Origin of the sequence: Roseibium sp. (assembly GCF_965229775.1) — a bacterium.
GTDB lineage: Bacteria > Pseudomonadota > Alphaproteobacteria > Rhizobiales > Stappiaceae > Roseibium.
The window spans coordinates 567,788-587,494 of the sequence record NZ_OZ245929.1; the positions used below are offsets into that span (position 1 = coordinate 567,788).

16 protein-coding genes are annotated in these 19,707 nt (G+C 59.4%); 8 read left to right on the plus strand and 8 right to left on the minus strand.

The annotated features are described in order from the left end of the window. Positions 1–6 precede the first annotated feature (6 nt). The 7 genes from ACO07N_RS02425 to ACO07N_RS02455 are packed head-to-tail and all read right to left on the minus strand — an operon-like array spanning position 7 to position 6,991. A complete protein-coding gene (locus tag ACO07N_RS02425) occupies positions 7–870 on the minus strand; it encodes an endonuclease/exonuclease/phosphatase family protein (RefSeq protein ID WP_421979497.1) in 864 nt (287 codons plus the stop codon). After that, on the minus strand, positions 867–1,580 hold the full coding sequence (locus tag ACO07N_RS02430; protein ID WP_421979498.1) for a glycerophosphodiester phosphodiesterase: 714 nt from the start codon (positions 1,578–1,580) through the stop codon (positions 867–869). Before ACO07N_RS02430 ends, ACO07N_RS02425 begins: the two co-directional genes overlap by 4 nt. Then, positions 1,577–2,602, minus strand: coding sequence for an endonuclease/exonuclease/phosphatase family protein (locus ACO07N_RS02435; protein ID WP_421979499.1), 1,026 nt, complete (start codon positions 2,600–2,602; stop codon positions 1,577–1,579). The genes ACO07N_RS02430 and ACO07N_RS02435 overlap by 4 nt, the downstream gene beginning before the upstream one ends. Next, positions 2,595–3,623: an ABC transporter ATP-binding protein gene (locus tag ACO07N_RS02440; protein WP_421979500.1), complete on the minus strand. Its 1,029-nt coding sequence runs from the start codon at positions 3,621–3,623 to the stop codon at positions 2,595–2,597. The genes ACO07N_RS02435 and ACO07N_RS02440 overlap by 8 nt, the downstream gene beginning before the upstream one ends. Further along, positions 3,623–4,660, minus strand: coding sequence for a carbohydrate ABC transporter permease (locus ACO07N_RS02445; RefSeq protein WP_421979501.1), 1,038 nt, complete (start codon positions 4,658–4,660; stop codon positions 3,623–3,625). The genes ACO07N_RS02440 and ACO07N_RS02445 overlap by 1 nt, the downstream gene beginning before the upstream one ends. After that, positions 4,660–5,601, minus strand: coding sequence for a carbohydrate ABC transporter permease (locus tag ACO07N_RS02450; RefSeq protein WP_421979502.1), 942 nt, complete (start codon positions 5,599–5,601; stop codon positions 4,660–4,662). Before ACO07N_RS02450 ends, ACO07N_RS02445 begins: the two co-directional genes overlap by 1 nt. 46 nt (positions 5,602–5,647) lie before the next feature. Beyond that, positions 5,648–6,991, minus strand: coding sequence for an ABC transporter substrate-binding protein (locus tag ACO07N_RS02455; protein ID WP_421979503.1), 1,344 nt, complete (start codon positions 6,989–6,991; stop codon positions 5,648–5,650). Positions 6,992–7,368: 377 nt separating this feature from the next. On the opposite strand from ACO07N_RS02455, the gene ACO07N_RS02460 reads away from it, so the two are divergent. The 4 genes from ACO07N_RS02460 (at position 7,369) to ACO07N_RS02475 (ending at position 11,650) form a co-directional block, all read left to right on the plus strand. Then, positions 7,369–7,851, plus strand: a complete 483-nt coding sequence (locus ACO07N_RS02460) for a YHS domain-containing (seleno)protein (protein ID WP_421979504.1) — start codon at positions 7,369–7,371, stop codon at positions 7,849–7,851. 120 nt (positions 7,852–7,971) lie between these two features. Then, positions 7,972–8,706, plus strand: a complete 735-nt coding sequence (locus ACO07N_RS02465; protein WP_421979505.1) for a response regulator transcription factor — start codon at positions 7,972–7,974, stop codon at positions 8,704–8,706. Continuing rightward, a complete protein-coding gene (locus tag ACO07N_RS02470; protein WP_421979506.1) occupies positions 8,703–9,845 on the plus strand; it encodes a sensor histidine kinase in 1,143 nt (380 codons plus the stop codon). Before ACO07N_RS02465 ends, ACO07N_RS02470 begins: the two co-directional genes overlap by 4 nt. Before the next feature lie 86 nt (positions 9,846–9,931). After that, a complete protein-coding gene (locus ACO07N_RS02475) occupies positions 9,932–11,650 on the plus strand; it encodes an adenylate/guanylate cyclase domain-containing protein (RefSeq protein WP_421979507.1) in 1,719 nt (572 codons plus the stop codon). Between the two features lie 185 nt (positions 11,651–11,835). On the opposite strand, the gene ACO07N_RS02480 is transcribed toward ACO07N_RS02475, so the two are convergent. Beyond that, a complete protein-coding gene (locus tag ACO07N_RS02480; protein WP_421979508.1) occupies positions 11,836–12,774 on the minus strand; it encodes a ketopantoate reductase family protein in 939 nt (312 codons plus the stop codon). Positions 12,775–13,269: 495 nt separating this feature from the next. On the opposite strand from ACO07N_RS02480, the gene ACO07N_RS02485 reads away from it, so the two are divergent. The 4 genes from ACO07N_RS02485 (at position 13,270) to ACO07N_RS02500 (ending at position 19,691) form a co-directional block, all read left to right on the plus strand. Further along, on the plus strand, positions 13,270–16,419 hold the full coding sequence (locus ACO07N_RS02485) for an AAA family ATPase (protein WP_421979509.1): 3,150 nt from the start codon (positions 13,270–13,272) through the stop codon (positions 16,417–16,419). After that, on the plus strand, positions 16,416–17,570 hold the full coding sequence (locus tag ACO07N_RS02490; RefSeq protein WP_421979510.1) for a YcaO-like family protein: 1,155 nt from the start codon (positions 16,416–16,418) through the stop codon (positions 17,568–17,570). Before ACO07N_RS02485 ends, ACO07N_RS02490 begins: the two co-directional genes overlap by 4 nt. Continuing rightward, a complete protein-coding gene (locus ACO07N_RS02495; RefSeq protein ID WP_421979511.1) occupies positions 17,567–18,328 on the plus strand; it encodes a TfuA-like protein in 762 nt (253 codons plus the stop codon). The genes ACO07N_RS02490 and ACO07N_RS02495 overlap by 4 nt, the downstream gene beginning before the upstream one ends. A 157-nt stretch (positions 18,329–18,485) precedes the next feature. After that, on the plus strand, positions 18,486–19,691 hold the full coding sequence (locus ACO07N_RS02500) for a hypothetical protein (RefSeq protein ID WP_421979512.1): 1,206 nt from the start codon (positions 18,486–18,488) through the stop codon (positions 19,689–19,691). Positions 19,692–19,707: the final 16 nt, after the last annotated feature.

Consider the following 19,707-nt stretch of genomic DNA (forward strand, 5'->3'; position numbering starts at 1 on the left):
TCCGGATCACTGCGAGAAGGTGACCCACAACGGCCAGTGATCGGATCCCGTTGCCTGATCGTCGATCGACGCCGCCGCCACTTGCGGTGCAAGCGATGCAGAGACGAAACAATGGTCTATCCGGGTCTTGGCATTCGGGTGCGTGGACCCTGAAGTTTCGTCGTGCCCAGCCAGAACCCAGGCGTCGAGGAGGCCTGCGCGGTTGGTGAGCCGCCCGTATCCCGGGGCAATCTCGCCTATCATTCTGGCATATTCTGTCGACCCGGGAGAAAAATTCAAATCCCCCAAGAGGACTAGCTCCGAAGGCATCGGAGGTTCGTGTTCCTCAAGCCAACCGCTTTTCGGATCCGGATGGCCGCCGCACCATGCCCCCCCCTCTGCCGGCGCGGAGGCCAGGATCTCCAGAATTCGATCGATCTGGGGCAACCTTGTCGCTTCGCACAAGTGACTGAGATGCACCGAATAAAAGCGGACAGGGCCGACCGGTGTCGCGATCACCGCTTCCAGGATCCCTTGCTGTATGGAGTGGTGTTGACGATCTCCCCATTTGGGCAACGGAAAATTGCGTGAAGACAGGATGGGCCAACGGCTCAAAATCATCGTGCCAAACTGCTTGCGGCGCGAAATTTTGCGGCCATCCGCAATCCAGCCGGCGTTCATGTCCAAATTCGCGCCATAAACCCAATAGTGATCCGGCAAATGATCTGAAAGAACTTGTGGGCTGTCGACCATGCCGCTTCTCTTCCAAAAGCGGTCCACTTCCTGAAGGGCGATTACGTCGGCGTCTTCGATTTCGCCAGCTATGCGGGCGAGATCGTAGCGTCCGTCGGAACCGAGGCCGTACTGGATATTGTAGGAAACGACTTTCACGGGTTTTCTCCCAGGACTTTCAAGGCAACTTCGAGATGGTCAAGATTGATATAGTCAACATGCGTGTCAGCGAAGCTCTTGAAGACGGCCGGTGTGCTGCTTTCGGAATACCCGATGACTTCAAGCCCTGCGGCTCTTGCAGCGCGCACGACGGCATCCGTGCATTCTGCTTCTTCAAGCTCGATAATATCGGCGCGGTACAGCGAACGCGCGACAGAGACATTTCGCGCAACAGAAAGAAGAATACTGGTGCGCAGGTCCGGTGCGGCGCTGGCAAGTCCAATTGCCATCTCCGGTTTGTGCGCGAAGGCGAAAGAGTGCTCCATCATGCACGTTTCGCGCAGCGTTCCAGCCAGGGTGTCCGGGTTGCACCACTTTAATTCAACATACGCCCCCGCGCCTCGAGCGCGAAGGTTATCGAGAAAGGCGTCGAGCCGAGGAACCTTTGCACCGCAAAACTCGGGCGCAAACCAGCGCCCCGCATCCAGGGCGTCAATGTCCGCGGAATGCATGAGTTCCAGTAAACCGGCACCATCCGTGGTTCGGTCGACGGTGCGATCGTGCAGCACATAAAGGACACCGTCCGCGCTTTCGCGGACATCCAGTTCGATGATGTCGGCGCCCAGATCGAGAGCCGCATTCGCGGCCTCAAATGTGTTTTCCGGTGCGACGAGGGACGCGCCCCGGTGTGCGATAAGACGTGGTCTCAAGGCATGAACCGCGCAGTTACGAGTTCGTGATCCGAAAGATAATCACCATGCGAGGAGATCGCCGGCACCGTCATCGGTTCGAGACTGTCGAGACCTCGCACGAAAAGCCAATCAAGCCGCTTCAAGGGATAGTCGACAGGTTTTCCGGGGGCCGCACGTGTGGTTGGCTCGCCGTTGTTGGCAGTTTTCCAGCCGAAACCGTCAGCTTCGAATGCCCCGAAACAAGGTTCCCAGATTTGAGGTTGATTCAGGCAGGAAAACACGGATCTACCTGCCAGGTCTGCCGTGTTCAGATCACCGCCAATGATCATCGGGGCCGGTCCGTAAACCCTGCGCAATGCAGAAAGCATCGTTTCGGCTTGTTGAAGACGTCCCTGCGCATCGGACTCGCTTTCGAAATGGACAGCAACCAGGGCAATGGGTGCCGGGCCAACCTCCACATCTGCGGCGATCGCCATGCGTCCGCCGACCCGTCGTTGCCCGTCGGATTTTGGGGATCCTGTGAACCAGTGCCCCTGATCATCGAGCGGAATGACCCTGGGTCTATGCAACGGAAATCTCGACAGGATCGCGTTGCCATGCAGCCCGGCGTGATTAGCGACATCGGAAAAGAGACGGGTTTCGTAAGTGTCGCCGGTTCCAAGCTCGACAAACTCCACCCCGTACACATATCCAAACCCCAGCAGGCGGGCTAAATCCCTTGTCGTGTGCCGTTGCCCGGATCGGGCCATCCCGTAATCCATCTCGGTCGCGAGAACGATATCGACACCTGCGCGCCGGAGCAGATCAGCGCTGTCCTCGACGCGTTTGCAACGCTCCATGTTCCATGCGGCGATTTTCATCTCTGATGGATTGGAAAAGGCGGCTGGCGGCGGGGCCAGTTCGAGGGTCTGCAAACAGCGCCAGTCAGCAAGGTAACGGCTGTGACGTTCCCCTGTCGCTTCGCCATGGGCGGCTTTAAGGCGTTCATCCTGAGCTGGGGGCAAGATTTCGAAGACGCACTCGCTGAGGATGTCACGCATTTTCCGCAACCAGTCTTGCGTGCCCATCCATGCGCCGGCCGTCTCGGTCGAAACAGACCGCGTCTGTTTCTTCGAACCGCAGAAACAGGTCCGCACCCGACTGCCAGCGTGTCGCAGACGAGGCTTCCAGAAAGCGGACATCACCCAATGTCGTTTCGCAGGTGATCAACGTCTCACGTCCCATCAATTCGACAGTTTTTACCGTGGCTTTTAAACCCGCTCCTGCGGGCCGGATGTTTTCAGGGCGAACACCAATCTTTTTGGTGCCTTCGGGTGCATTGATTTCCACCCGTCCGGCCTCGAAGAAATTGATTGGCGGCGAGCCGATGAAACCTGCGACAAATGTGGTGTCCGGCCGCTGATAAAGATCGAGAGCGCTGCCGCGCTGTTCAATCTGCCCCGTATTCATGCAGACGATCCGATCCGCCATCGTGGTCGCTTCCAGTTGATCGTGAGTCACGAGAACCGTTGTCACTCCAAGTTCGCGTGTGATCCGCCGGATTTCCGCACGCATGGTCAGACGCAGAGTGGCGTCGAGATTGGAAAGCGGTTCGTCCAACAGAAGCAGGTTCGGGGCCTTGATCAACGCCCTGGCAAGGGCAACCCTCTGCTGCTGCCCGCCGGACAGTTCCGAAGGGCGTCTGTTCAAAAGTCCATCCACCTGGACAAGTTCCGCCATTTCCCGCGCCTTTGCTTCCGGGTTGTCGATTTTTTGAAAGCGAGTCGGGAAGAGGATGTTCTGCAACACGTTCATATTCGGATAGAGCGCGTATGACTGAAAAACGATCCCGACATTGCGCAGGCGCGCTTCGACCTCGTTGACCCTTGCCCCGTCGAAAAGAATTTCACCGGAGGTTGGCAGGTAGACGCCGGCCAACATGAACAGCGTGGTGGATTTACCGCATCCGGACGGACCAAGGATGGCAAGAAATTCGCCATCTTCGATCGTGAGTGAAATGTCGTCGACGGCGACCACATCCCCCCAGCTTTTCCGCAATTGATTCAATGTAACCCTGGCCATCAGCCCTTGATGCCTCCCAGTGTCATTTGCGTAAGGTAGCGTTGGCAGAACAGATAAAGGGCAAGCGAAGGAATGATGTAGAATACGGAGACCGCTGCAACGAGGCCATAATCCACCCCCATGACATCCTCGGCCACGTAATAGAGATACGTGGACATGACCCAGTAGGAGGTGCCCGTTCGAAGTGCGGTGACAAAAACGTATTCCTCCCAGCCCTGGATAAATCCAAGAACGGAGATCGCGATAAGCCCGGCGCGCACCTGGGGCAACACGACATACCAGAAGGCCTGCCGGCGCGAGGCACCGTCTGTCATCGCGGACATTTCGATGTCCCACGGCACCGCGTCGAAAAACCCTTTCATGATGAAAATGAAAAAGGGCAGTTGAATCGCCGTCAGTACCAGGATCGGTCCCGTCAGCGTGTTCAGCAATCCAACCCAGAAGATGACCAGGAAAATCGGGATTGCGAGCATCCATGGATGAAAGACTTCAATCAGCAGGAGGCCCTGCAGAAAGGCAGATCGGCCTGCAAACGCAAAGCGGCTGATGTAGTAGCCCGCCAAGGTCGCGACGCTCACCTTCAGGGCCGTCGAGGATGCCGCAACCAAAAGCGAATTGCCGAAAGCTTCCCACACCCAGGGGAACTGACCGCCGGCCGTCGCAGAGCCCCGTATGTCCTCGATCAAATTCGGATTGATCAGGAAACGGTAGTTGTTGAGATGCAACTCGCTGCCAACCGTTACCCATAGGCCGAGAATGGCTGCGGCCAGACATGCCAGAGCAGACCATATCCGGTGTCTCGGCAACGAAAGATGAAGTGCCACATAAGCCAGGGTCGCCGGCATGAGCACGGCGCAGGCCCGCCACAATACGGCGCTTTCCACTCCCCCCGTTCGAGCAGACAGCGAAATGACCAGCATCCAGAAGAACGGCAAAAGCACCGGCAGGGATACAATCGACAGAAACACGATTAACGCGGCATTTTTCAGGTTTCTTTGGCGCTTCGATATCTTCGCCAAACTTTGCCAGTCGCTCATCAATGCACCTCGATTCGCGGTTTTGCGAGCAGGCGCTTCATGTTGGTCAGCCGCCAGAGGATCATGGCGACAGCCATGCCGATCACGATGAGGATCAATGTGATTGCAGCGCCGTAGGCGTATTGCCCAGAGCCAATGTCCGGGGCCAACGTCTTCGTGTAGGCCAGCATGGACATTGTCATGGTCTGACGCGCCGGCCCCATGATCAGGAAAATGTATTCAAAGCTCACAAGGAGAGCGAGAGTTTGAAACACGGTGATGTAACTGAGCGGCCACCTCAAAGCGGGCAGGATAATGTGCCGGACGATTGACAGGCTGCCGGCGCCGTCGGCGCGGGCGGCGTAGAAAAGGTGTTGCGGTATCGAGCGGATGGCAGATGTCAGGATGAGCATGCCGAGCGAAGCGCCGATGAACCCGTTTGCGAAGACAATCAGTGTCACCGGTGCATCCAGCTTCATGTTGACCGGGCCAAGGCCGACAACTCCGATGATCTGGTTCAGTAGCCCGCGTTCCGTTGGGTCGACGGTCCAAAGCCACAAAAGACCGTAAACGACAGAGGGTGACATCCGCGGGAGCAGCCAGATGGCGCGGTAGAGCCCGCCCAACCAATCCGGTAAAGCGGTGGTTGTCAGCGCCAGGATCAAGGCGAATGTGACGTTGAAGATTGCAAGGGTGAAGAACACGTAAATGGCCGACAGAGACAGCGCACGATAGAATGATCCCCTGAACTCGAACCCCCACCAACTGGCTTCGGAAGGCCGCGCCAGCTTTTCGAACTGGCTCGTCGTGAATTCGTTCACCTTGATCGTCTGGCTCATGTCGGTGAAGGCGACCACCAGATCCACGACGATCGGCACCAGCAGGAGACAGAACAGAAACAGGCATGCCGGGCCCAGGAACACCAGCGCATTGACGGTTTGACGGGAGCTTGATGTGGACATGGCGAGGAGAAGACGGGGCAGCTAATGCCGCCCCGTCAAAGACCCTTTAGTCAAGGATGATCACGTCGTCGCCGAGCTCGACTTCGAGCTCTTCAATGACCATTTCCGTCGCTTCGGCAGGGGTCATTTCACCCGTTTCAACAGCCTGGACACCGGAATAGGTGATGGCATTGTACTGACCGATCTTGGCGTGGTTCGGCATGAACTCGGCATATTCAAGCATGGGTGTGCCGGCGATCAATGCCCAGCCCTCTTTCTGAAACTTCGGCATTGCGGTCTGACCGTACATGATAGGCGTGTGATTGGTCGTCACCGCATGTTCGGTATTGGGAACGTGCTGAGAAGCCATCGCAACGAGCAATGCGGCAAGATCCTTGTTCTCCGTTTCGCCTACGATGTAGATGATTGGGTGACTGAGGTTTTTAGGTGCTCCGCCCTTTTCGGCAGGCGGGGAATGGATCCAGGTGATCTTGTTGAAGTAGTCTTCCGGACCCGACAGGTCGAAAGCCTCCATCTGTGCGCCGACATTCCAGATACCGTGGAACTTTCCAAGTGCGCTGCCACCGCGGAAGGCCGCGTGTGTGCTGTCCCAGCTGTAGGTCGTCATGTCCGCTGGCAAGGAGCCGTTGTCGACACAATACTTCAGCCAGCCGTAATATTTTTCCAGGCCGGACTTCGTGATCTGGAGCTTGGCTTCGTCTTCATTGTAGATGTCGATACCAAACGAGGCCATTGCCATCTGGAAATCGGGGCCGACATTCGGGCGATGCACCCAACCGATTTTTGCAGCGCCCTTGTTGACCGCGTCCGCCGCAAGGTCGCACCAGTCATACATGGTGAACTCGCCGGCTTCCACTTTGCCCGGAAGCTCATCGATGAAGGTCTGATCGTACCCGGCAGCGCGCAGGATGTCGTTGTTCACGAAGAACATGCGGATCTCGGAATCCTGCGGAATACCGTAGCGCTCTCCCTTGTACATGACCGAGTTCCACAAGGATGGAATCATGTCTGAGTACAACGCTTCGTTCGCAGCAATATGATCCTCAAGGTTGGCAGCAAGACCCGCTTCAACAAAGGACCCAATCCACTCATGCGCGGCCACGGCTATGTCGGGCGTGTCACCTACCGAATGGGCTTTCAGCAGATCGAGTGCGTCGGCGTCAAAACCCTTTGCATTGGTTTCGATGAGGTTCACCTCGACCCGGGTCTCCGAACCGGCAGCCTCGAAGACCCGGTTGAGTTGCTCGGCCGCGGCAACGATGTTACCGGCGCGCAGCGGACCGGACCGATCAGCACGAGACCAAAGATCGATGGTGACGGTTTCAGCAATTGCAGGAGCAGCGACTGTCAGCGCGACAAGGCTCGCCGATATGGATTTCAAGATGTGCATGGTAACTCCCCAAAACTGGATGGCAGCTTTGGTTAACCAGCAAATTAACGTAACGAACAAATGTCGGTATTGTGAATTTATTAATACATATTGATTTTTATTTAGACATCTAATTTATTTTTCCAAGTAATTTTCTAGTTTTGCAATAATTTACTCTACGTAATAATTCGAACGCATCGCTCGACCTACCTTCTGCCGCCTGTCACCGGACCTTCGCCGGAGCCTGACTTACGCCGCTGCCGGCGGATCCTAACCGAAACCTAACGCAGCACAAACCGGCTCAAAACCCCGCTGGATTATACCCGGTGTCCCGGGAAGACGCGCGGAGGCGCTTCCCGTTCGAAGTTTGTCGAAACACGGACCCAAGGACGTAACCAATGAAGACCTACGGAAAGAACATCGCGGCGGTTTCCATGGCAATGGCCATGAGCTTTATGGCAAATCAGGCTCTCGCCGTTGACGAGCATTACGTCGATGGCGGCGCCGTCGTCGGCGGGACCGACGTCGTTGCCTATCACACCGTTGGAGCACCGACGCCCGGGTCTGCGGAATTTGCGTCCGAGTACCAGGGCGCGACCTGGCACTTTGCGTCCGCGGAGAACAAGGCGCTGTTTGATGCCGATCCTGCGAAATATGCACCGGCCTATGGCGGTTGGTGCTCGGCAGGCGCCAGCAAGGGCAAGAAAGTGCCGACACAGCCCGATCTCTGGGCGATCGTTGACGGCCAGCTCTACCTCAACAGCAGCCCGGCAGCCCACAACAAGCTCTTCCTCGCCGACACCGAGACCGTGATCTCGAAAGGCGAGTCCAACTGGAAAGTGATCTTCGCCACCTCCCGCGAAGCCCTTCTGGCACAATAGGCTTTTGCTCCCTGCGCCGGCATCCGGCTGATGCCGGCGCACCGCCAATCAACTTCCGGTATCCGGAACGTTATTGGACGCAACACGCGAGGGAATGCACCCTTTTTCCCGTCCAGGAACATGTCCGGAAAGGTGGGCGCCATCGTTGCCAAGGCAAAAATTCTGGTTGTCGAAGACGATGAGAACATTCTCAATCTTCTGAGCGCCTATCTTGAAAGTGCAGGCCACGACGTCGTCGAGCATCAGGACGGTTCGACGGGATACAAGGCCGCTCTCACCGGCATGTTCGACTTCTGCATCTTCGATGTGATGCTGCCGCACAGGTCGGGGACAGAGATCGTCGAGGCGATGCGTTCGCAAGGCATCTCGACACCCGTCCTGTTTCTGACGGCGCTCGGCGCGGAAACCAATGTGCTGCAGGGGTTTGCCGCCGGCGTGGATGACTATGTCGTCAAACCGTTTTCCCCACGCGAACTGATTGTTCGCATCCAGGCGATCCTGCGCCGCAGTCAGATGCCCCATACGCACCGCGACGATGTGGTCGAAGTCGGCCCGCTGAAGCTGGACCTCGACCAGCCGACCTGCAATCTGTGTGGTGAGAACATCGCGCTGACGCCCTATGAGCACAAGATCCTGAGACGTCTTCTGGAGCAGCCCAGCCGGGTCCTGTCCCGCGGCCAGCTGATCGCACTTCTATATGGAAACGACGCCGCCGTCGGGCCCAAGGCGATCGACGTGCACGTCCACAATCTGCGCACCAAGCTTGGAGACGAAACCGGCTCGATGATTGAAACGGTGCGCGGCTTCGGGTACCGGTTCGCCGCCGCAGGGGACCTGGAGCGCAGGGTACAGTGAAACATCGTCTGGACCGGCTGCCCTGGCTGACGCTGCAGATGATCGCGGCGAACACTGCGATCGTTCTCATGCTCGGTGTCGCCTGGTACTGGCTCTTTCTGGGTCAGAGCACGACATATTCCGACCGCCTGATGACCACATTCAACATCGAACCCGGCCAGGTGCATGCCATGTTCGTGGACGAGGTCGAGCGCCAGCTCTGGACAAGCATCTCGATCGGGCTGGTGTTCGCTGTCGGGGCTTCCATCGGGGTGACGCTGCTGATCGTCCGTCCGCTGGGCGTGCTTGCCCGGACCACGGAACGGCTGAGGCAGGGCGATTACAGCGTGCGCGCAAAAACCCAGTCGGGAGAGGTCGGAAGACTGGCCGACACGGTCAATGCGCTCGCCGCGGCGCTGCAGCAGGAAGAAGAGCGCCGCGCGCGCTATCTCGCCGATCTAGGGCATGAATTGAGAACACCCATAACAAGTCTTCGCGGTTACACCGAGGGCCTGGAGGACGGCGTGTTTCAGGCCGACGAAAAGTTCTTTTCGCTCATGTCGGACGAACTCAATCATCTGACGACCCTGACCCATTCCATCGAGGCCCTGGAACTCTCACCCGAGGATGAAGACACATGGTGCGAGGGCGTCAGTGTGCAGTTCGTTCTGGAAGATGTTCAGCGCCGGTGGCAAACCCAGTTTCAGGCCAAGGACCTCCGGCTGAATGTGCAGGTGGACGATGCGCTGGCCGGCACATCGATTGCCCTGTCCGGGACATCCCTGCGGCACATCATCGACAACCTGATGTCCAACATGCTGCGATACGCTGATCCGGACGCGGACTGCCGCGTCGTCTTTTCAAGGCATGGGTCACGGGGCGTGGAAATGACCTTTGCGAACGGCGCAAAGGATTTGCCCGTACAGGATGTTCCCTTTCTCTTCGATCGTTTTTTCCGTGTCTCCAACAGCCGGACCCGGGGACGCAACACCCACTCCAGCGGACTGGGACTGTCGATCGTGAAGCAGTTGTGCACCAGCTGCGGGGGCTCCGTTCGCGCCGAACTGCTGGACTGCAGGCTGAACATCGTCGTACGGCTCTCCCTGCTGGAGCCTGCCCCTAAGGCTCTGAAACCGGCGGTGGAACACCCCTGCCCGTAAAGACCGGCCAGTATACATGCCGTTTCGGAAGGGTGGTTCTATATGATCGGAAAGTGCTCTAACGTCCTTTCAAAAGGGAGGACGAAATGGAGCGACGGCTCACGACCGTATTGGCCGCCGACATTGTGGGCTATTCAGCGCTGATGGACCACGACAGAACCGGCACGATCGCCGCGCTCAAGGCATTCCGTGAAGAGACGTTCACGCCAATGCTGGCCGCCCACAATGGCACCTTGGTCAAAAGCATGGGCGACGGCTGGATTGCCGAGTTTCAATCGACATCAGAGGCCGCGGATTGCGCGATTGCGGTGCAGTCGGCCGAAAAGCCCGAAGGCATAAAGCTTCGAATTGGCATTCACACAGGCGAGGTGGTGAGCGACGGCGACGACATCTTCGGTGACGGCATCAACGTCGCCTCGCGTCTCGAGGCTCTTGCAAAACCGGATCAGATCCTTCTGTCCGATACCGCCCACAACAGCCTCGACCGGGGCAACGCGGCTTCATTCGACGGCGGCGAGCAGACCGAGTTGAAAAACATCACCCGCCGTCTTGGCATCTGGCGCTGGCCCAAGGGAACAGGCGCCGGTTTTGCCGTCAACGCGGATGTCCGGCCGGGGATCGCCGTGCTTCCGTTCGACAACATGTCGGGAGATCCGGAGCAGGAATTCTTCGCCGATGGCATTACCGAAGACATCATTACGGAGCTTTCGCGCTTCCGGTGGCTCATGGTCGTGGCCCGCAATTCATCCTTCACGTTCAAGGGGCAAAGCATAGACATACGCGAAGTCGGCCGTGTGCTGGGTGTCAGGTATGTGCTCGAGGGTTCCGTCAGACGGGCGGGGCAGCGTGTCCGGATAACGGGACAGCTCATCGATGCGGAAAACGGCAGCCATTTGTGGGCGGATCGCTTCGATGGCGTGCTTGACGACATTTTCGAGCTGCAGGACAAGGTGACGCAAGATGTCGTCACCGCGATCGAACCGTCACTGCGGCAGGCTGAAACCAATCGTGCGCGCGCAAAACCCACCGCGGATCTGCAAGCCTATGAACTCTATCTGAGGGCTGTTTCGCATTTTCACCTGTTGACGGACGCAGACAACAAGGAAGCCATCAGGCTGACCAAGCTGGCCCTGGAGCGGGACCCTGACTATGCGACCGCGGCCGGCCTGCTGGCCTGGCTGCATATTCAGCGCCTTGTCCAGGGCATGGAGCCTCTGGACCGGGGACCAAAGTCCGCGGTCGCTGCCGCGGAACGTGTGTTGCTGAGCGACCGCGCTGACGGCATTGCCAAGGCCTATGCGGCCCATTCCATCTCCATGCTCGCGCGCGACCTGTCCCGCGCCCGTGAGGCTTTCAAGGAGGCGATTGCGGAAAATCCCAACGCGGCGATCGTGCACATGCTGGCGTCGATCAACCTCTTTCTGCTGGACCGGCCGGACGAGGCGTTGCAGCACGCGACACAGTCCGTCGACCTGAGCCCCCGCGATCCGATGCGTCACGCTTCCTATCTCGCCCAGGGCTGCGCCTTTTTCCACATGGAGCGCTACCAGGAAGCGGCAGCGGCCTGCCGCGAGGCCCTGTCCGTACGCTCGGCGTTCGTGATGAGCCACCTGATGCTCATAGCTTCACTTGCACAGCTTGGCGACATCGACGCGGCACGGGCTGCCGTTGCCGATCTGAAAGAGCTCAGACCCGGAATTTCGTCGTCACTTGAGACAACGCGGCTGCCCATTTTCACCGTTCCGGCCTGCGCGGCGCGTTGGCGGGACGGCTGGATCAGGGCCGGGCTGCCTGTCGAAGCCTGACATCTGTTCAGCGCAACATCAGAGGCAAACGCTGCCCGCTCATGGCACCTGGAGACGTGTCTCACTTGTCGGCCATGACCCTGCCCGGCTGGCCTTCTTCATGAACCCTGAACACCAGAATGGTCGCACCGTCGCTGCCGGACCGGGCCGAGTGTACTTGCATAATACGTCGTGAAGCTGGCTGGCTAGTTACTGCCTTCGGGTCGACCTTCCCTGAACGGCGCAAGCACGGCGTATGCGAATTGGTGGCTGGGTGTCGGAATACCCAGCTCCCTGCCTCTTCGGATGACGTCTCCGGACAACCAGTCAAGCTCGATCCGCTTGCCTCTGAGAAGGTCATCAAGCATCGACGCATGAATATCCGTTGGAAGTCCCATGAGAAAGTCAAAGGCACTTTCTCCTGCGTCGTCGGGAATGGTGTCGTGTGATGCCTTTGCGACCGCAGTCGTTTCGTCGACGAGAGATTTGAGTAGTTTTCGGGTCGCTTCGGTCTTCTGGATTTCGCCGATATTCAATCGCGTTGAAACGGTTGTCGCCGAAAATGCCGAAAGGCGAATGAACTTCTCCCAGAGCGACCGCCAGATGTCCTCCGAAAGCATCGCTGGAACGCCGCTGCTCGCGAACGCCTCATGCGCTTTGAACGCTTGCTCGGATGTTCCGCCCTCGTATGGCCCGAAAGTGATGCCTCCCGTTTCCGCCTCTACCGGAGTTCTGATCACACCCGGCTCCTTGATGTCAGCGGGCAGGTAAACGGCACCGGGAAGAACCCGATGCGCACCGAAGCGCGCTGCCAGGACTTTCTGCGCCCAGACACCGTTCTGAACTGTCATGATCGCAGTTGCTGGCCCCACGAGACTTGCCATTTCGGAAAGTGTCTTTTCGACATCGTAGTTCTTTACTGCGAAGAATATCAGATCGCTCTGACCAACTTTCATCAGGTCATCGGTCGCATCGACACGGTCGAGGCTGAAATGTCCAGAGCGGCTTTCGATGCGCAAACCGTCACCTTGCATGGCCGCCAAATGCGCTCCCCTGGCGACGTAGGTGACTTCGTGACCGTTTTGTTGAAGTCGTGCGCCAAAGAAGCAGCCCAAGGCTCCTGCGCCCAAGATCACCGTTCTCATATCGGTCCCCCGAGATACGTGTGCACAGACTGTATCTTCAAAAATTCCTTCCGAAAACGTTTCGAAGATCGATGGAGCGTGCTTTCAGGCTTCGCGTTGCATGGATTGAGTTCCGATAAGGGCTCGTTCCGGTCCTTCGCTGCGCTTCGCCCCAACGCCCCCTCTGCGCCGGAACTGCACATCGAAAAACCTTCACCGCCCCGCTGCAGGCCCAAGTCCGACCTGACATTTTTGCGAAGCCCCTTCGCCGGGAAATGCGGCAGCTCGCGCGAATTCTTGGACGCGCCGCGGCGGAACTGGCCGCAAATCAACGATAATCGCATATCTAACAAAGTGTTATGTTTTGCTTTCGCTTGCGTCTGCTAAACTCTCCCTTAGGGCATCTTTTTATACTTTACGACCGGAGTTGGGCTTGGCTCAGCCTGCGCTGGTGTGTGAAGTAGTGAAAATACGGGCAGAACCGCGCTGGAACGGTGTTCCTGTTCGAAATTGGGAATGACACGGAATATGTCGATAGACCTCGATATCGAGAAAGGTGAACGCCGTCAGATCACGGCGCTTTTTTACGACATGGTCGGCTCGACAACCATGGTCAACAATATGGATGTCGAGGATTTCCGGGAGATCCAGCAAGCCGTCCACCAGGCGGCACACCGCGCGATTGCCGCAAATGGCGGTCATCTGGACCTTCTGATGGGAGACGGTGGCTCCGCCTATTTCGGATATCCGGTGGCCAGCGAGGACGCTCCGCTTCAGGCCGTTCTGGCCGGCCTGGCAATCCTCAATGAATGTGCGAAGGCACAGGACGATTTTGATGTACCGGTCAGGATCAGGGTCGGCATTGCCACCGGCTCGGCGGTCGCCGGCCAGGCCGGCAGCGGCGCTCTTGCGACACGCGACGAGATCATCGGAATTGCACCCACGCTGGCCGCCAGGATCCAGGGCGAGGCGAATGTCGGCACGGTCGCCGTCTCCAACGCGACCTACAAGGCCACGCGCAGGCTGTTTCATTATGAAAGCCTCGGCGCCCGGGACCTCAAGGGGTTCAACGAACCGCATGCGCTGTGGCAACCGCTTGGCCGCCGCAAGACGGTCGACCGCTTCGAAACCCTGCGCAACAACGAACAGCCGTTCGTGGCGCGGCAAACCGAGCTCGCCGGGGCCAAGTCGCAATGGCAACAGGCGCTGGAAGGAAACGGCCAGTTTCTGTTTATCCACGGCGAACCGGGCATCGGAAAATCCCGTCTCTGCCACCAGGTGGTGGAAGCCGGGCGGTCGGACGATGCCCATGTGCTTGATTTTCAATGCGAGCCGACAAGCCAGGAAACGCCGTATTACCCGATCGTGCGCAGCCTGCGCGCCGTTCTGCAAAGGCACGACGCGACCTTCGATTTCGACGCGCCGTCCGCCGGCGCGATCCGAAGCGCACTGTCGCTGCCCGGCGATCATCCGGACGAGTTCTTTGAATCGCTTGCCTTCCTGATCGCGCCGCTTTCACCGGACCAGCAGGACCAGGAGGCGGACGGCCCGGGCGACGCCCATTCCGCCGTCGGAACGCTCGTCGACGCGGTCATGGCAATCGCCAGCGCAAAACCCTGCGTGATGAAAATCGAGGATCTGCACTGGGCAGACAGCCAGACGCTCGAGGTGGTCGCACAACTGGCCGGGCGGATCCAGGACGCCTCCGTCTTCGTTATCGTCACGTCGAGAAATCCGCCTGACGATGACTGGAAGGCGGCGGGCAACTTTTGCACCCTGGGACTGACCCGTCTCGGCTCCGACAGCCTCGTGGAACTGATCGAAAATCTTGCCGGCGCAACTCATCTGCCGGAAAAACTCATCGATGCCATCGTCGCCCGTTGTGACGGCGTTCCACTCTTTGCCGAAGAACTGACCCGTTTCGTCCTGGACCGGAACGCCGACGACGCCCTGGACGAAGGCATGTGGGAGAAGCTGTTCGAATCCGACGAAACCGCCAGCCTCCAGGACCTTCTGGCCGCCCGTCTTGCCGCGCTCGGGCCTTCGAAATTCGTCGCCCAGGCCGCCAGCGTGATCGGCCGCAGTTTCAACGTCCTGACGCTCGTCGCGCTCCTGTCGACAACGGGCAACCCGGCTGGTGCCGAGGAAAGCCTGAATGAGCTCGTCGCCGGCGGCTTCATCGAACAGCAGGCAAGCGAATTCGAAACGTCGTACCGGTTCCGGCATGTGTTGGTGCAACAGGCCGCCTATTCCGGCCTGCTGCGCTCGAACAAGCGTACGCTTCACTCCGCGCTCTACAAGATCGTCACCGAAGACGCCGAACTCGGCGAAGCCTTCACGAGTGCGGAACTTGCAGCGCACGCGGAACAGGCGCAGCTGCGGACCGAGGCGGTGGGCCACTATATCGACGCAGCGCGGTCCGCCTCGTCGCAGTCGGCTCTCCAGGAAGCACGCACGCTGCTAACGCGGGCCGGTGAACTCACGGCCAAGCTCAAGGACAAGCCGGCGGCAAACACGCTCGAGCTCGAGATCGTGAAACTGCTGGGGCCGGTCGTTGCCATGCTGGACGGCGCTGGGTCGCCTGAAGCCTCCAAGCTCTACCAGCGCGGCGTGGAGCTTCTGCATGACAATCCGGATACGGATCGGTCCACCGGCTTTCCCCTCTACTGGGGCTGGTGGTTCACGGCTCCGAATTTTCAGGCACAGCGGGAACGGGCCGAAATGCTTCTTGCGGACCTTGCGGGGTCCAACAACAAGGAAGTCGAACTGCAGGCCCTTCACTGCCGGTGGGCAACGGCCTTCAACACGGGTCAGCATGCGGACTGCCTGAATGCAATTTCAAAGGGTCTCGAGCTTTACAGCGAAGACGAGGCACTCGACCACCGGACCCGCTACGGCGGACACGACGCGAAGGTGTGCGGGCTCGGTGAAAAAGCCCTGTCGTCCTGGTTCATGGGCAAGACCGAAACCGCGCTTCAGCACATGGATGCGGCAGAAGACTGGGCGCGGCACATCGATCATGTCGGCAGCAACTGTCACGCGCTTGATATCGGCATCATGCTGCATCGCTACAGGGGCGACATCGACCAGGTCGCACGGTTCGCACGGAAGATGCGCGACACGGCCACCGAGCACGATCTCAAGTCGCTGGAAGCAAAAAGCCTGATTTTCGGCGGCTGGGCAAACGGCATGGCGGGCGATCCGGGCAAGGGCAGGGAAATCCTGGCGCAGGGCCTGTCGATCCAGCAGGAAATCGGCACGGAGGAGGATTTTCCGGTCTACCTGGAAATGGCTGCCGAACTCGATGGGCAGCTCGGGCGTCATGCCGACGGCATCGCCCTTATCAGCTCGGCGATCGAGCGCGCAGAAACCGCCGGACACGCCTTCTGGCTGGCCGAACTCTATCGGCGCCGGGCAAGGCTGCGCAGTGCGTCCGACTTCAAGGAACAGCAGATCGAACTGGATCTGGCCAGGGCGGAAGACATCGCCGGCCAGCAGAACGCGACCGTGCTCCTGCTGCGCACCCTGACGGACCGGGCGGTTCTGCTTCCCGATCATGGCAAGGGGCCGGAACTGGGCGACCGGCTGGGCGATCTCCTGGCCGACCTGGAAAGCGGTCTGGAGCGGGACCGTGCTCTCAGCCTGCTGGCGGGATTGCTGAAGTGACGACTGCCGCTGGGTCCCATCCCCGGGAAACGGGCCGTCTCTTCAGCGCTGACACTTATCTGAACCGCTTGAAGGGACACCTTGGGTCATTCGGCATCACCCGGCTGGCCGACATAACCGGTCTCGACAGGATTGGCATTCCCGTTGTTCAGGCCGTGCGGCCTCTGGCAAGATCGAATGCCGTCAATCAGGGCAAGGGGCTGCAGTTGGAGCAAGCCGCTGTTTCGGCCATTGTGGAAGCGCTCGAAACGGAAGCCGCCGAAACAATAACCTCGGATGCCGCACCGCCCGTCTCTCCGGACGCTGTCTACGGGCCCGACGCGGGCAGCAAGCTCGCCCACCATCTCTTGCCGGACTTGCCTGATGACTGGACCCGAGCGCCGCTGCCCTTCGTGTCCGGAACCGATCTTGTCTCCGGCGAGACGGTGCGCCTGCCCGTTGCCCTTGTCAGCACCGACTTCACACCCGGCTCGCCGCATGCAGCGTCACCATTCATCAGAACGACCACCGGGCTCGGCGGCGGCGCAACCCCGGAAGAAGCGCTCGTGCAGGCTCTCTTCGAGACGCTTGAGCGACTGGGCACGGCCCGAGCCATGAGGATACACGGGTTCTTCGAAAAGCAACGGCTCGCGGTCGAGACGCTGGCGGATAAGACGTTGGACAGCCTCGTCGCACAGCTGCAGAACTCCGGTCTGCTCTGCGCCCTTTACGATTGTCCGCACGCGGGCGGCCTGCCTGTTGTCTGGGCGCGTGTGCTCGACGACAGGAACGCGCCGACGTCGCTGCCGTTTCACGCCGACGGCTTCGCCTGCCGCACGTCTTATGCGGAGGCGGCCATCGCAGCGTTTCTGGAGGCGGTCCAGACACGGGCGTCCGTCATCGCGGGAAGCCGGGAAGACATCACCCGCCAGTTCTATCCGAAACGGATCGACCAGGCGCTTGTCGACTTCGAGCGCGCACAAATGCGTGGTGGAACCGGCAGCACCGCGCCGGCAATCGATCCACCGCCAGAGGCAAGCCCGCAGGCGCTCGCACAGGCACTGCACAAGGAGGGGTTCCAGGCGATTGCGGTTTCCCTGATGGCCGAAGAAGCAATCCCGCTCCACATCGTGCGTGTCGTCACGCTCGCACACGGGGAGCCCGTGACGTGAACCGCCGCACACTCCCCGTGATCGTCTTTGCCGGTCCCAGTGTCAGCGAAACGGAGTTTCCCGAAGGCCTCAGGACGCATCTGTCGGGCCCCGCCGCACAAGGCGATATCGTCGCGGCGGTCAAGGAACACGGGCCCTGCGTCATCGCTCTGATCGACGGCCTGTTTCAGGGCGTACCCGCGGTCAGGCACAAGGAGATCCTCTGGGCAATGTCCCGGGGCGCGATCGTTTTCGGCGCCTCGAGCATGGGTGCCTTGCGGGCTGCTGAGCTCTGGAGCTGCGGCATGCACGGCCGTGGGGTAATCTACCGGTGGCTCCGCCGTTTTCCGCTTCTTCCGGACGACGCGGTCGCCGTCCTTCACGCACCGCCCGAACTGGGTGCCGGAGCACTCACCGAGGCGCTTGTCGATCTCAGGCAGGGCATCAAGCGCGCCTGCCGGAGCGGCCTGGTTTCACGCAGCCTTGCGCAGATCCTGCTGCAGAACGCCCGGGAGCTTCACTATACCGAACGGACATTCGCGAACATCGCCAGGGATCTCCCGCAGCAACAGCGCACCGATGTCGTGGCAAGCATCTGCCGTCCCGGCTGGTCGCAAAAGAAACGGGACGCGCTGACCCTGCTCCGGGAGCTACGGCAGCGCCAGCTGGACGACAACTGGCCTCACCCCTTGTCCGGCGCCGGATTTGTCTACACCGACGCGTTCCTGCATGATCTGGCTGACGGCGGTTTCCCGATACACACGCTTGACGTTCATTGACAGCCTTTAAAAATTACCTAGAGTAAAAAGTCTGCACTGGCGATGAATCGAAAATAATCCTGTCGTTCCAAGGAAATAAAAGCAGCACCGCACGAAATTCGAACCTGATTTCACTGCTCCAACCGGATGGTTTTACAACCGTCTCTTCGAGGCCGATTTGAGTATCTATGTGGACCAGCAGTCAGTCTCGCCCAAGACGGGAAGTCTGGGAACGCGGTTCCTCATCTATCCTCAGGTACCGCACCTGACCGGCTACGAAAAACCAGAGACGGTCTGGATCAGCACGCCGCCGGCCGAGATAAAATCCGGCCCTGCCGACCGGCGCATGTATGTCGTCGATCCGCTTTTTGAAAAACCGGTCTACGAATATCCCTACCAGCCGCCCTTCATCGGCGACCGTTTCCCGCCCGCCGAGGCAGGACCCGACGGCCACTTCGATCATCTCGACCCGCAGAGCCGGGAGTTTGTCTGTGCGCATGTCTTCGCCACGCTCAGGCGCGTACTCGATATCTGGGAAAGCTATCTCGGTCACGAGATCATCTGGCACTTCGCCCAGACCTATGAGCGCCTGGAAATCATTCCGCAGGTCAACTGGCACAACGCCCAGTCCGGCTACGGCTACATGGAATTCGGCATCGAGCGCGGTGACCGGGAAAACGCCCTGCCCTATGCGTTGAACTTCGACGTGATTGCGCATGAATTCGGCCATGCCCTGATCTTCGCCGAGATGGGCACGCCGACCGGAAGCGCAGGACGGCAATATTTCGGCTATCACGAAAGCGTCTCCGATCTGATCGCCCTGATCTCGCTGCTGCATTTCGACAGCGTGCTTGATCGCCTGCTCAGGTCGACCAACGGCAACCTGCTGACCATGAACGAACTCAACCGGATCGCGGAACTGGCAGGAGACAAGCAGATCCGCACGGCCAGCAACGACCGCAAGATGAGTACGGTAAGCGATGCGGTTCACGACCTTTCCAAGCCGTTCACCGGCGCCATCTTCGATACGCTTGTGGAACTCTATCACCGCGACGCGGTGGACCAGGGTCTTGTCGATCTTCCCAAGGAAGTCAGTCACGACCGCCTGTTTGAACTCGACCACCACGAAATCGAGTTGATCGGCACCCGGTTCGCCGAGGCGTTCGCCGCCCGCTCCTTCCTGTTGAAATCGACCCTTGAAAACGCGCGCGACCTGCTGGGTTCGGCGATCGCCCGTTCGTGGAGCACCCTGGATCCGGACACGCTCAATTATGCGGTCGCGGGCGCGGCAATCGCGGACCAGTTCGACGAGATGGGCGAACCGGACGCCGGAGACATCCTGATGGAAAACCTGGAATGGCGGGAAATCGTCATTCGCACCTGAAAACACGCGGCATGAA